Here is a 13581-nt window from a genome sequence, read left to right on the forward strand (position 1 = left end):
ATGGCTATTCTACAAATTGGAGCTGGTGGCGTTGGTTGGGTAATTGCACATAAAGCGGCGCAAAATAACGATGTATTAGGTGATATTACGATTGCTTCTCGCACCGTAGCGAAATGTGAAAAAATCATTGAGTCAATTAAAGCTAAAAACAATGCCAAAGACTCAAGCAAGTTGCTGCAAGCACGCGCGGTGAACGCGGATGATGTTGATGCATTGGTTGCATTGATTAAAGAGGTTGAGCCTGACTTGGTAATCAATGCCGGCCCTCCTTGGGTCAACATGGCAATCATGGAAGCGTGTTATCGAGCGAAAGTCTCGTATCTTGATACTTCTGTTGCGGTGGATCTATGCAGCGAAGGGCAGCAAGTACCAGAAGCCTATGATTGGCAATGGGACTACCGTGAAAAGTTCGCTCAAGCAGGTATCACCGGTATTTTGGGGGCAGGTTTCGATCCTGGTGTGGTTTCCGTTTTTGCGGCTTATGCTGTGAAGCACCTGTTTGATGAAATTGACACCATCGATGTAATGGATGTGAATGCTGGTGACCATGGTAAAAAATTTGCGACTAACTTCGATCCTGAAACCAACATGTTAGAAATTCAGGGTGACTCCTTTTATTGGGAGAATGAAGAATGGAAGCAAGTTCCCTGTCATTCGCGCATGTTGGAGTTTGATTTCCCTAACTGTGGAACGCATAAAGTTTACTCAATGGCGCACGATGAAGTTCGCTCCATGAAGGAGTTTATCCCGGCTAAACGTATTGAGTTTTGGATGGGTTTTGGCGACCGATACCTCAACTACTTTAACTGTATGCGTGATATTGGCCTGCTAAGCCCAGAACCGCTCACTCTGCATGATGGTACGGTTGTTCAACCTTTGCATGTTCTCAAGGCGCTATTGCCGGATCCAACCTCGTTGGCTCCAGGGTACACGGGACTAACGTGCATTGGAACTTGGGTTCAAGGGCGTAAAGACGGTAAACCTCGTAGTGTGTTCATTTATAACAATGCCGATCATGAAGTGGCGTATGACGACGTAGAGCATCAAGCGATCGCCTACACAACGGGCGTACCTGCCATTACTGCTGCGCTGCAATACTTCCGTGGTGAGTGGGCAGACGCCGGCGTGTTTAATATGGAACAGCTTGACCCGGATCCGTTTCTTGAAACCATGCCATCAATTGGTTTGACGTGGGGTGTGCAAGAGTTAGAACCAGGTCAGCCTGAGATTCATACGCTGAAATAAGCGTTGATATTGCTCTTGTGAGTGTTAGGTACTCAACATGATACGGGATCTTGCCTTTAAGGGCTAAGATTCCGGACTTGTACTTAGAGCACAATCCGGAATGACGACGGTGGTTAGATTGAATATTTCTATGTCATTGGTCATTCCGTGTAGCGAGGCACGAGCGTGATACGGGGTCTTGCCTTAGGGGGCGAGGTTCCGGACTTGTACTTAGAGCACAATCTGAGAATGACGACGGTGGTTAGATTGAATATTTCTATGTCATTGGTCATCCCGTGCAGCGAGGCACGAGCGTGATACGGGATCTTGCCTCAGGGGGCAAGGTTCCGGACTTGTACTTAGAGCAAAATCTGGGGTGATGACGGTGGTTAGATTGAATATTACTCTGGCATTGGTCATTCCGTGTAGCGAGGCACGAGCGTGATACGGGATCTTGCCTCAAGGGGCAAGATCCCGGACTTGTACTTAGAGCACAATCTGAAATGACGACGGTGGTTAGATTGAATATTTCTATGTCATTGGTCATTCCGTGTAGCGAGGCACGAGCGTGATACGGGGTCTTGCCTTAGGGGGCGAGGTTCGCACTTATGTTTGAGAGATGATCTGGAATAACAAAAATCACATATAGCGCCTTCATACAGACAGAAGGCGAGAAAGGTTTATATGCAGCAGAACGAATTTAAAACCCCTTACTTCATGATTAATGAAGATAAGTTGATAGAAAACCTTGAAAAAGCGAAGCGCCTAAAAGAAGCGTCCGGCGTAAAGCTAGTCTTGGCGTTGAAGTGTTTTTCAACGTGGGGCGTATTTGACATTATCAAACCTTATCTTGATGGCACGACAAGCTCTGGGCCTTACGAAGTGAAGTTAGGTTATGAAACTTTTGGGGGTGAAACGCACGCCTATAGTGTTGGTTACAGTGAAGATGATGTGCGTGATGTGGCGGATATCTGCGATAAGATGATTTTTAATTCACAGTCTCAACTTGCCGCCTATCGCCATATTGTCGAGGGTAAAGCGTCACTTGGTTTACGTTTGAATCCCGGTGTTAGTTATGCTGGTCAAGATCTGGCGAACCCGGCTCGTCAGTATTCTCGCTTAGGTGTACAAACTGATCATATCGACCCTTTGGTGTTTGATTCAATCAATGGCGTGATGTTCCACATGAACTGTGAGAACAAAGATGTAGATGCGTTTATCGCGCTTTTAGATGCAATATCACTTAATTTCGGTACGTATTTAGACAAATTGGACTGGGTTAGCTTAGGCGGTGGGGTCTTCTTCACATGGCCGGGCTATGATATCGATAAGTTAGCCTTGGCATTGAAATCGTTCTCAACCAAACATGGTGTGCAACTTTATTTGGAGCCGGGTGAGGCAATCATTACCCAAACAACAGACTTAGTTGTCACTGTGGTGGATATTGTCGACAACGGCAAGAAAACCGCGATTGTCGACTCGGCAACCGAAGCGCACCGCTTAGATACGCTGATCTACAATGAGCCAGCCTCGCTACTTGAAGCCGATGAATCTGGGGCGCATGAGTACATTATTGGTTCTTGTTCTTGTTTGGCGGGTGATCAGTTTTGTGTGGCACGTTTTGCCGCTCCACTTGAGATCGGACAACGGCTTCATATCTTAGACAGTGCGGGTTACACCATGGTTAAGCTCAATTGGTTTAATGGCTTACGTATGCCTAGTGTCTATTGCCAACGTAGTAATGGCGAAGTAGAGAAAATCAATCAATTCGATTATTCAGATTTTAAACGCACACTCAGCCTGTGGAGCGTTAACTAGAGATTTAGCCCGCATTTGCGGGCTTTTTTGAATCTGACTATGGTTAAGTTGTTAGGCCAGATATATGTGAGTTTGCTAATGCTCGTGAGAATTTAGGCGATTTTAAAGCGAGCAAGAGTTTGGTCTAGTTGGTGAGAAAGATCGGCTAAACTTTCACTCTCTTGAGCTAAATAGTTGGCGGCGTGGGACATTTCGACCGCGGAATCATTAATTCCAGTAACATTGCGGTTCATATCTTCTGCGACGGAACTTTGCTCTTCCGCAGCGGTAGCAATTTGCATTGCTTTATCGCTGACATGTTGTATATGGCTCACGATCATATCGAGATCGCTGCCAGCTTTCTCCGCTAACTCAACGCTATTTTGTGCCAATGACTGGCTGGTTTCCATTGCTGAAACGGTGGAAATAGCCAGTTGTTGCAGCTGGTCGATGGTTGTTTGTATTTCCTTCGTCGAATCATGGGTTCGGCTGGCTAGATTGCGTACTTCATCGGCAACAACAGCAAAGCCACGTCCTTGATCACCTGCTCGAGCAGCCTCAATCGCCGCGTTTAACGCTAGTAAGTTGGTTTGCTCAGAGATGCCGCTAATCACAGCAGTCACATCGCCAATTTCCATCACCCCTCGTTTGAGTTTGCTGACTTGATCGGAAGCGTGTACCAACTCATCAGACAAAGACTTAATACAATCGACGCTGGAGTGAACATCTTTATCACCCATGCCGGCTTCATAGGTCGCATCTCGCGTGTCATGAGCAGTCTCTTCAGCATGGCTCGCAACGTCAGCCACGGTCGCACTCATTTGATTCATCGCGGTGGCGAGTTGGGTGAGTTGATCTTGTTGTGCTGATACGGCATGGCTGGTTTCCTCGGCAGAAGACGCTATTTGAGCAGCAACATGAGCTACGTTTTGTGAACCTTGTGCAGACTCTGCCAGTGCGTGGTTGACTGCGTTAACACTGGCGTTGATATGTTCTGCGACCTTACCAATTTCATCCTTGCCAATGACAGGCACCTTTGCAGTCAAATCTCCTTTTGCAACCAGTGCCATCGTTTGATTGATTTTAGCCATTGGCCCAACAATCGAGCGTGTAATGAGGAGACCGAGAGTCGCCATGACGAAGATGACCGTTAGTGATGCGATGGCCATCTTGATAAGTTGGGAGAGAATAGAAGTGTTGATGTCATCAAGCAGCATTCCTGAGCCAAGTATCCATCCCCAAGAAGGGTAGCCTTTTACTATTGAGAGTTTGTCGGCAGACGCCCCTGATTGATTTTGCCAAGGGTAAGTAACAGCTCCAGAACCACCATTTCGCGCAGTATCAACCATTTCAAACCAGAACTGTTCGCGTTCGTTACGCTGATTTCCCATTTGCTGGCCCTCAAGATCGGGCCGAATAGGATGAGCGAGAACTTTTCTTTGCTCGTTCATCACGAATAGATAATTATTGCCATCAAAGCGTAATGCACGAATCAGGTTTTTTGCTTCTCGCTGGGCGGTCGTTTTAGGTAAGGTTTGTTCTAGGTGGCGGATTTGTGAGAGAGTACTGTCGATTACGGCACTGAGTCTTGCCTCTCGCTCTGAGATTAAATTGTCCTTCAGGCTTTTACTCGCGATAAATAATAAGCAAAGAGAGCCGATAATACTGGCAATAATAATGATGGTCAGTTTATGGCTAACTTTAATGTTATTGAGCTTCGATATCATAGCGCGCTCCTTTGGCTGTTGGGTCGTATACTGCAAATTAACTACCACTTTAGTGTTATTAATGTAGGTTCTAGGTAAATAGTGGCTGGAAAAATGTGATATTGGGCAGAAAAAGAGAGGAGTGTTATCTAGTGCAAATTTTAAGCAAAAAAAAGGAAGCTGATAGCTTCCTTTCATAGAATTGGTACGGATTTTACTGAGTTTTTTATTAGTAAAGCACTTGCTGGCTCGGTTTGTTCACTGGGTTTGAAGGCAGTTACTGCTCAACTATGACTCGAGTATCCTCACTTAGAGATTCGAGCTCTTTGGCGACATCGGCTATTTCAACATCACTTGGCAAGCGCAATGCGATGGTTGAGGTGAATAGGCTAGAGCTAATACCGCCACCACCGGCGATGAATACGCGTTGGCAATCCATATCGAGAATGTTAATCCCTTGGCCATCTAGCACTTGGGTTATCTCATTGACGATACCGGCGCGGTCATTGGCATCGAGTCTCAATTGGAAAATACGCTCAGCGCTGTGTTTTAGGTTGTCTGCCTCAACAATTTGTACGAGTAAATCAGGTTGTTGCTTGAACGCATCTTGAACGATCTGTGCATTTTCAGTAGGGAGCTCAACTTTAATCACAGCTGCGACTTGCTCTTCAATAAAGTTTACTTTGCTTATTAACCACTTGCCGCCATTTTCATGTGTGACAGCTGCGAGCTGTTTAATCGTTGCAGGCGTCGCTTTACCGACGAAGTTAGCAATGAAAGTTGTCGTCATAATTTACCTCCAAAATGCTTGTGCGGAGCGGGGCGCAATCGCTCTAAATTGTGCTTACAGAGCGTATTGCCGATATATTCAGTGTAGAAGCCAACACGCTCTAGCGTTTGATTTAGGTCAATTTTTTGCCCTAATTTGAGATCTGGCTTACCAATATCAAATATCAAGCACAAAAAAAGCGGTTCGTAGAACCGCTTGATATGAAAATCATTGTCTCGAGTGACGAGTTAGAAAGTCACCTTGAGTTCCATTCCATAGAACTGACTGTCGTAGTTGGCACCGGCATCTAGGGCAAACTTGGCCGCGTCTTGATTACCAAACCAAGGTTTGCTGCTAAATTGAAAGTCAGCACTGCCACCCCAAGCACCAGAAACCCAACCATGAATATGGCCGACAGGATTGAGGAAAAATAGGGTTACGTCGCCCATGGTTTCGGAACCAAGCACTTCGCCACCGGATGCGACAATATCTTGCTCAGTTTCAAACATCAATTCGCCGACTACAGCACCAAAAAATGGAGTGATAAAGAGATCTTGCCACGATGGGACTTCAGCAAATGCTTCGACACCGTATTCCCAGAAAAAAGTCGATAAAACGGCAGAATAGAGGAAGGAATCAAACTCGTTAAAACCGGCATGTCGCGCAGCGGTGTAGTAGACGCCACCAAAATACGGATGCATCACATAATTCAGGACGTGCTCATCACGATCCCAAACTGGGCCGGCACTGACGTTATCAGCCCATTTTTTACCGAGATTGGCGATGTCGCGATCTTCTTCATCCCATTTGGTGATTGATTCAGGTAGCATGGTCATCAAACCGACGGTAACGACGCTCAAACCTAATACGGTATAAGTCTGTTCTTTAAGGTATTGCCAGTCACGGCCATCTGAAACTTGCAGGTATCTTGGTAATTCTGGGTCACTGAGATCTAATTGTGAGTCGTCATAACTTAATGAAAATGCATCTGTAGGTTGTGAATAACCATAGCTATTGCTATAAAGATGCTCATTGAGTTGAGAGTCAACGGTATATGAAAACTCATAGTGTCCATTTATGTCATTAGCATTGGCACAAGCTGAAAGCGATAACATCAAAGCACCGAGGTTTTTATTTAGCACGTAACGACTCCACGTCTATTATATTTAGTGATTATCGTCACAATTATCTAATAATTTCGCCTACTTAGAAACAATAATTTAGCGAAATTTTACTGAACGATACCGTTATAGAAAATAGTGGTTTTTTGTCAAAATATAAATAGATAGTCGTTAAATTTTCTTATTTTAAGGAAAGTTATGTTAAAAATAGCAATGCTAAGCACCGGCGAAGAGGTATTACACGGCGATATTGTCGATACCAACGCAGCTTGGCTGTCTGAGCAGTTTTTTCAAAAAGGTTTCGCATTAACAAAGCGCTCTACAGTGGGAGACTCGCTTGGATCACTTGCGGAAGAACTGTTAATGCTGAGTTTTAACAGCGATATTGTAGTGGTCAATGGTGGTTTAGGACCAACTTGTGATGATGTCAGTACGGAAGCCGCTGCGGTTGCCGCTGAGGTGGATCTTGAACTCTATCCGCAATGGTTAGAGCGTCTAGAAGCTTTTTTCGCTTCTCGTGGTATGAGCATGCCAGAAAGCAATCGTAAACAAGCTATGCTGCCAGTCGGCTCGACGCTTCTCGACAACCCGATAGGAACGGCATGTGGCTTTAAAATGCGCATCAATGAATGCGACTTTTACTTTACACCGGGTGTGCCAAGCGAATTTAAGCGTATGACTCTTGAGCAAATCATCCCAGATATGAAGTTACAGCATCGTGATGTACTTGGTCTTGATTGCAGTCGTTTGTATACCTTAGGCACGTCGGAATCTGCTTTATCTGACAAGCTGGATAAAGTGCAATTACCATCCGGTTATAGTCTTGGTTATCGCTCATATTTACCGTTTATCGAAGTCAAATTGTTTGGCCCTAAAGGGGAGTTGGATACGCGCCTAAAATTGATGCAGCTGATTTTCAAATTGATTGATGGCAGCGTGGTGAGCGTAGATGAACCCATGCATGCTCACGTAGGCAATTTGATCAGCGATAAGAAGTTTTCTATTTCAGTTGCTGAGCGTTCAACGCAGGGCCGTTTAGCAACCTGGTTACACTCTAATGAAAAAGCCGCTGAGTATTGTGGCCATGGTTGGGTGCTGGGTGGTCAGGTTTCCGTGGGCGGTAATGAAAGTGATGTTTTAGCGGAAACTCTCGCTCTGGCAGGAGCAACCAAAGATAAATGCGCCACTGACATTGCGATTGTAACGGGGCAGTTGATAGAAAAAACCTTTACTTTGGCCTTAGCAACCCCAGAAGGCGAGTGGGGACAAACTTTGTCGTTTAACCGTGTTTATAATCGTGATGACCAAGCTTTACTGATCACGACGATCGCCGCTGATATGTTGCGTCGCTATTTATCGAGTAAAACCATGTTTGCCCAATACAGTTCTTTGACGCGTGAAAAAGAAATGTATATCCCTCAAAGCGTTTTAAACTCACGTTTCTAACGTGATCCAATGTTGAATCCAGTCTAAAACTGCCTCAATTGTGTAGAGCTTAGAAGAAAATCATCTAAGCTCTAATTGTCTGAATTTAAAAGATAATTTAATAATTCTTCTTTTTGCGACAGGCAAAGTTTTCATTTGATCTTAAACTGAATGTTCTTCTGCCAAAATGCACAAGGAGGGTGGCATGTATCAACAGTCGAAGATCTTAGTGTGGTACCAAGTGGCAAGTCAAAAAGTTATCTTAGGAGAGGCATCGAGCCGCAAATATCATGATGCTCATTCGATTTGGCGTCGTGCTCCTGAGGAAGACGAGCATCAGCAAGAGATGGGGTATCGTTTGTCGCTATTTGATGATGGCGGTCGAGAAGTGGCCGGAAAAGCAATCTCAATGGGAACGGCAGATCAGCTTCTATTAGGTGTCGATATCGATTAATTGGTGTCGTTGTGGGAACTATTGGCAATACGCTGTATACAGCGATTATAGATTGATAATAAATTTGATTAATAACAAGGCCAGCAGTCGCTGGCCTTGTTATTGATAATGTCGAACAGAAACAACGTTAAGCACGTTTCTCTTTGAGCTTGTAAGCAACCGCTTCTAAGGCCACATCACTTTTGGCTCTTGTCACACAAGGTAAGATTTCATCTTCTTGCGTATAAGCCATAGCAAAACCAACATATTCAACTTCACCTGAGCTTAGCTTGCAGCGGCAAGCACCGCAATGGCCATCTCGGCAGTTGTATTCGACTTCCATGCCAGCCGCTTCCATTGTTTCTAATAAAGTATTAGATGCGTTGGTCGTGATGGTATGCAGTCCGTTGATTTTGACTTTAGCCATTACAGTTCGAAATCCTTAAAGTCGTCAGCTTTCGCATCGCTTTCAATTTGGCCAACAAGGTAAGATGAAATCTCAGCTTCTTGTGGTGCAACCTGTACGTTATCTGAAGACAACCAAGCATTAATCCATGGAATTGGGTTAGAGGTTGCTTCTGGGTAAGCCGTTGGTAGACCAACAGCATTCATGCGTACGTTAGTGATGTACTCAACGTATTGACATAGAATGTCTTTGTTCAAACCGATCATTGAACCGTCTTTGAATAGGTATTCAGCCCACTCTTTTTCTTGCTCAGCCGCTTCTTTAAACAAGTCAAAACATTCTTGTTTACACTCTTCAGCCACTTGCATGAATGAGAAGTCATCTTGGCCATTACGCAAGATGTTAATCATGTGCTGTGTGCCAGTTAGGTGCAATGCTTCATCACGAGCAATGAGCTTGATGATTTTTGCGTTACCTTCCATCAGTTCACGTTCTGCAAAGGCAAACGAACAAGCAAAGCTAACGTAGAAACGAATCGCTTCTAGTGCGTTCACGGACATCAAACAAACGTAAAGTTTCTTCTTCAGCTCGTACTTGCTGATTTTTACTTCTTCGCCGTTGATTTGATGAGTCCCTTCGCCGTAACGGTGGTAATCATTGGTCATTTCGATCAAGTCATCGTAGTAACGAGCGATGTCTTTTGCGCGTTTCAGAATGTGCTCATTCTCAACGATGTCATCGAAGATAAGACCTGGATCGTTAACGATGTTACGAATGATATGTGTGTATGAACGTGAGTGGATCGTTTCAGAGAACGACCATGTTTCAATCCAAGTTTCTAGCTCTGGTAAAGATACCAGCGGGAGTAGGGCAACGTTCGGACTACGGCCTTGGATCGAATCCAACAGTGTTTGGTACTTCAAGTTAGAGATGAAAATGTGTTTTTCATGATCGGGTAACTTGTTGTAGTCAATACGGTCGCTCGATACATCAACTTCTTCTGGACGCCAGAAGAAAGAAAGTTGTTTTTCGATCAGTTTTTCGAAAATTTCAAATTTTTGTTGGTCGTAGCGTGCAACGTTAACCGATTGACCAAGAAACATAGGTTCTTTTAGTTGGTCGTTTTTTGTATGGTTAAAAGTACTGTAAGCCATGATGCCTCAATTCCTTTTAAGCCCCTCGAATCTCAAGGGGCGTATGTTCGTTATTAATAAATGTTCTATAGAGTTACTGAGCTGAGATTAGATCTTACAGCCGCCGCCTTCACAATCTTCTTCTACAGGTTGAACTGCATCTTTCTGATCGTCTTTAGCGCCATCGCGAGTGTTATGGTAGTAAAGCGTCTTCACACCATATTTGTATGCGGTCAGCAAATCTTGTAGCAACTTAGTCATCGGCACTTTACCGCTTTCAAAACGGCTTGGGTCGTAGTTGGTATTGGCAGAGATCGCTTGGTCTACGAATTTTTGCATGATACCGACTAGGTGTAAGTAACCATCGTTAGAACCGATGTTCCAAAGTAGCTCGTAATTGTCTTTTAGGTTAACGAAGTCAGGTACAACCTGCTTCAAGATACCGTCTTTAGAAGCTTTAACCGAAACATAACCACGTGGTGGCTCGATACCGTTGGTCGCGTTAGAGATCTGAGAAGAGGTCTCAGATGGCATTAGCGCGGTTAGGGTAGAGTTACGCAGACCGTGAGTCATAATTTCTTGGCGAAGTTCATCCCAATCGTAATGCAGTGCTTCATCACAGATAAGGTCGATATCTTTCTTGTAAGTGTCGATAGGCAATAGGCCTTTCGCATAGTTTGTTTCATCAAACAGTGGGCACTTGCCTTGCTCTTTAGCCAGCTCAACAGACGCTTTCAATAGGTAGTATTGAATCGCTTCGAACGTACGGTGAGTAAGACCGTTCGCGCTGCCGTCTGAGTATTTCACACCGTTTTTCGCTAGGTAGTATGCGTAGTTGATAACACCCACACCTAAGGTACGACGGTTCATGGTTGACTTGTACGCCGCTGGTAGCGGGTAGTCTTGGTAATCCAGCAGAGCATCTAGGGCACGAACCACAAGCTCAGACAATTCTTTCAGATCATCCAGTTCGTTGATTTTGCCCAGGTTGAAGGCTGAAAGAGTACAAAGGGCGATTTCGCCAGAGTCATCTTCAACGTTAACCAAAGGTTTGGTTGGTAGTGCAATCTCCAAACATAGGTTTGATTGGCGAATTGGTGCGACTTCTGAATCAAACGGGCTGTGAGTATTACAGTGGTCTACGTTTTGAATGTAGATACGACCCGTTGATGCACGCTCTTGCATTAGCAAAGAGAACATTTCGATCGCTTTTACGCTCTCTTTTTTGATCGCTGGATCATTTTCGTACTGTACGTATAGACGCTCGAATTCCGCTTGGTTTTCGAAGAACGCATCATATAGGCCCGGAACGTCAGATGGCGAGAATAGGGTAATGTTGCCGCCTTGAACTAAACGTTGGTACATCAGCTTGTTCAGCTGTACACCGTAGTCCATATGACGAACACGGTTCTCTTCAACGCCACGGTTGTTCTTTAGAATCATCAAAGAACGCGCTTCGCCGTGCCACATTGGGTAGAACACAGTCGCAGCACCACCACGAACACCACCTTGAGAACAGCATTTAACTGCCGTTTGGAAGTATTTGTAGAACGGGATACAACCAGTGTGGAATGCTTCACCGCCACGGATTTCAGAACCGAGCGCACGAATACGACCCGCGTTGATACCAATACCAGCACGTTGAGAAACGTAACGAACAATTGAGCTTGCCGTTGCGTTGATTGAATCTAAGCTATCACCACACTCGATAAGAACACATGAGCTGAACTGACGAGTAGGGGTACGTACACCAGACATGATCGGTGTAGGTAAAGAAATTTTGAATGTTGAAGTCGCATCGTAGAAACGCTTAACGTAGTCAAGACGAGTTTCTTTTGGATAATTAGCGAATAAACAAGCAGACACCAAGATATAAAGGAACTGAGCACTTTCATAAATTTCGCCAGAGACACGGTTTTGCACGAAGTATTTACCTTCGAGCTGTTTTACCGCCGCGTATGAAAAGTCAAGATCGCGTGTATGCTGCAGGTAAGCACCAAGCTCATTAAGTTCTGCTTTGGTGTAATCTTCCAGAATGTGGCTATCGTACTTGCCCATTTCTACCAGACGAGAAACGTGATCGAATAGCGCTGGTGGCTCATATTGACCATACGCTTTTTTACGTAGGTGGAATACGGCAAGACGAGCGGCTAGGTATTGATAGTCTGGCGTTTCTTCAGAGATTAAGTCGGCTGCAGACTTAATGATGGTCTCGTGAATGTCAGAGGTCGTGATGCCGTCGTAGAACTGAATGTGAGCTTTTAGTTCTACCTGTGAAACTGAAACGTTATCTAGACCTTCGGCTGCCCATGTAATTACACGGTGAAGTTTTTCTAGATCAATATTTTCTTTGCGGCCATCGCGCTTGGTGACGGTGAGTTGTTGGTTCATTCTGATTCTTTTCCCTAACAAAACTGATTAAAGCCGAATTTTCGTGTAATTGTTGTAAAATCGTGTTCGGCTTTGCGAGCAAAATCTATCTATATATTGTAGTGCAAACACAAGATATAGGGGTAATCTTGTCTGCGGGTTACAAGATAGTGCTATCGGGGACGATTTTCAAGTTGAAGATCTTGGATGACTTGTGGATAACTGACAAAAACAAAAAAAACAGTAAGTGGATACTAACTCACGAAATAAGGCCGGATTTGAAGGTATAAAAATACCGTTTTTGAATCGGTTTAAACTTAACCGTAAACAAAAATAAATATCTTGATCTTCGAGAAAAATTGAGTGTGATTTTGTTGCTGTACAAAGTGGAATCGATCGCACGAAAAACATGCAAAAAAACTCAAAAAAGGCGGACATTTTGTGCGACCGCCTCAAATTGGTTAAACGTTCATCAAGCGTCTGTTTTGCAGGTGTGGACGATATAATTAACGTCGACGTTCTTGCCTAACTTATAACGACCCGTGATTGGGTTATAATGTAAGCCAGTAATGCCTAATTCAATAAGATCCGTTTGATCGATCATTTTGATCATCTCAGATGGACGAATGAATTTTTCGTGGTCATGAGTACCATCAGGCACGATTTTCAATAGTTTTTCTGCACCGACGATCGCGAATAGGTACGATTTGATATTGCGGTTTAGTGTGGAGAAAAAAACGTGGCCGTTAGGCTTAACCAATGCAGCACAAGATCGAATCACTGAAAGTGGGTCTGGTACGTGCTCAAGCATTTCCATACAGGTCACTACATCGTATGTACCGGCATGTTCAACCGCGTGGTCTTCGATTGTGCTACGGATGTAATCTAATTTAGTGCCGGTTTCAAGCGCGTGAAGACGAGCGACTTCAAGTGGCTCTTTACCCATATCTAAACCGGTAACGATAGCACCTTCACGCGCCATGCTTTCAGCGAGGATGCCGCCGCCACAACCAACATCAAGTACTTTCTTACCAAATAGACCATCTGCGCATTCCATTACGTAGTTCAAACGCAAAGGGTTGATTTGGTGCAGAGGTTTGAATTCCCCCTCTAAATCCCACCAGCGTGACGCCATCTCTTCAAACTTTTTGATCTCGCTCGGATCTACGTTTTGTGTTTTTGTCATAATCCATCTAT

At 44.4% G+C, this 13581-nt stretch carries 11 protein-coding genes; 4 read left to right on the forward strand and 7 right to left on the reverse strand.

The features are described from left to right. Together RJD38_RS13430 and nspC are read left to right on the forward strand one after the other, a co-directional pair. Positions 1-1245, forward strand: coding sequence for a carboxynorspermidine synthase (locus RJD38_RS13430; RefSeq protein ID WP_065545345.1), 1245 nt, complete (start codon positions 1-3; stop codon positions 1243-1245). Between the two features lie 663 nt (positions 1246-1908). Beyond that, positions 1909-3042 (forward strand): carboxynorspermidine decarboxylase, encoded by a 1134-nt coding sequence (gene nspC, locus RJD38_RS13435; RefSeq protein ID WP_065545344.1) that lies wholly within the window; start codon positions 1909-1911, stop codon positions 3040-3042. Between the two features lie 92 nt (positions 3043-3134). Here the strand turns inward: nspC and RJD38_RS13440 are convergent, their stop codons facing one another. From RJD38_RS13440 to RJD38_RS13450, 3 genes are all read right to left on the reverse strand, one after another. Further along, positions 3135-4745, reverse strand: a complete 1611-nt coding sequence (locus RJD38_RS13440) for a methyl-accepting chemotaxis protein (RefSeq protein WP_065545970.1) — start codon at positions 4743-4745, stop codon at positions 3135-3137. Between the two features lie 259 nt (positions 4746-5004). After that, a complete protein-coding gene (locus RJD38_RS13445; protein ID WP_005598602.1) occupies positions 5005-5517 on the reverse strand; it encodes a glycine cleavage system protein R in 513 nt (170 codons plus the stop codon). A gap of 227 nt (positions 5518-5744) precedes the next feature. Next, positions 5745-6638: a DUF3943 domain-containing protein gene (locus RJD38_RS13450; RefSeq protein WP_005598605.1), complete on the reverse strand. Its 894-nt coding sequence runs from the start codon at positions 6636-6638 to the stop codon at positions 5745-5747. Positions 6639-6815: 177 nt separating this feature from the next. Between RJD38_RS13450 and RJD38_RS13455 the strand changes: the two genes are divergently transcribed. Beyond that, a complete protein-coding gene (locus tag RJD38_RS13455) occupies positions 6816-8063 on the forward strand; it encodes a CinA family nicotinamide mononucleotide deamidase-related protein (RefSeq protein WP_005598607.1) in 1248 nt (415 codons plus the stop codon). Between the two features lie 184 nt (positions 8064-8247). Next, a complete protein-coding gene (locus RJD38_RS13460) occupies positions 8248-8496 on the forward strand; it encodes a hypothetical protein (RefSeq protein ID WP_005598609.1) in 249 nt (82 codons plus the stop codon). Positions 8497-8623: 127 nt separating this feature from the next. On the opposite strand, the gene yfaE is transcribed toward RJD38_RS13460, so the two are convergent. The 4 genes from yfaE to ubiG form a co-directional block, all read right to left on the reverse strand. Then, positions 8624-8902, reverse strand: a complete 279-nt coding sequence (gene yfaE, locus RJD38_RS13465) for a class I ribonucleotide reductase maintenance protein YfaE (RefSeq protein ID WP_005598610.1) — start codon at positions 8900-8902, stop codon at positions 8624-8626. Beyond that, positions 8902-10035 (reverse strand): class Ia ribonucleoside-diphosphate reductase subunit beta, encoded by a 1134-nt coding sequence (gene nrdB / locus RJD38_RS13470; RefSeq protein WP_005598612.1) that lies wholly within the window; start codon positions 10033-10035, stop codon positions 8902-8904. The genes yfaE and nrdB overlap by 1 nt, the downstream gene beginning before the upstream one ends. A gap of 87 nt (positions 10036-10122) precedes the next feature. Then, positions 10123-12405, reverse strand: a complete 2283-nt coding sequence (gene nrdA / locus RJD38_RS13475) for a class 1a ribonucleoside-diphosphate reductase subunit alpha (RefSeq protein ID WP_009386019.1) — start codon at positions 12403-12405, stop codon at positions 10123-10125. A gap of 451 nt (positions 12406-12856) precedes the next feature. Continuing rightward, positions 12857-13570: a bifunctional 2-polyprenyl-6-hydroxyphenol methylase/3-demethylubiquinol 3-O-methyltransferase UbiG gene (gene ubiG, locus RJD38_RS13480; protein ID WP_005598618.1), complete on the reverse strand. Its 714-nt coding sequence runs from the start codon at positions 13568-13570 to the stop codon at positions 12857-12859. Positions 13571-13581 lie beyond the last annotated feature (11 nt).

Source organism: Vibrio scophthalmi (assembly GCF_040869025.1).
In the GTDB taxonomy this organism is placed as follows: domain Bacteria; phylum Pseudomonadota; class Gammaproteobacteria; order Enterobacterales; family Vibrionaceae; genus Vibrio; species Vibrio scophthalmi.

What these genes read in the sequence shown, in the direction of transcription:
- ubiG (WP_005598618.1), bottom strand. Translation starts at nt 13,570, where the DNA reads ATGACAAAAACACAAAACGTAGATCCGAGCGAGATCAAAAAGTTTGAA.
- RJD38_RS13430 (WP_065545345.1), top strand. Translation starts at nt 1, where the DNA reads ATGGCTATTCTACAAATTGGAGCTGGTGGCGTTGGTTGGGTAATTGCA.
- nrdA (WP_009386019.1), bottom strand. Translation starts at nt 12,405, where the DNA reads ATGAACCAACAACTCACCGTCACCAAGCGCGATGGCCGCAAAGAAAAT.
- yfaE (WP_005598610.1), bottom strand. Translation starts at nt 8,902, where the DNA reads ATGGCTAAAGTCAAAATCAACGGACTGCATACCATCACGACCAACGCA.
- nspC (WP_065545344.1), top strand. Translation starts at nt 1,909, where the DNA reads ATGCAGCAGAACGAATTTAAAACCCCTTACTTCATGATTAATGAAGAT.
- nrdB (WP_005598612.1), bottom strand. Translation starts at nt 10,035, where the DNA reads ATGGCTTACAGTACTTTTAACCATACAAAAAACGACCAACTAAAAGAA.
- RJD38_RS13460 (WP_005598609.1), top strand. Translation starts at nt 8,248, where the DNA reads ATGTATCAACAGTCGAAGATCTTAGTGTGGTACCAAGTGGCAAGTCAA.
- RJD38_RS13455 (WP_005598607.1), top strand. Translation starts at nt 6,816, where the DNA reads ATGTTAAAAATAGCAATGCTAAGCACCGGCGAAGAGGTATTACACGGC.
- RJD38_RS13445 (WP_005598602.1), bottom strand. Translation starts at nt 5,517, where the DNA reads ATGACGACAACTTTCATTGCTAACTTCGTCGGTAAAGCGACGCCTGCA.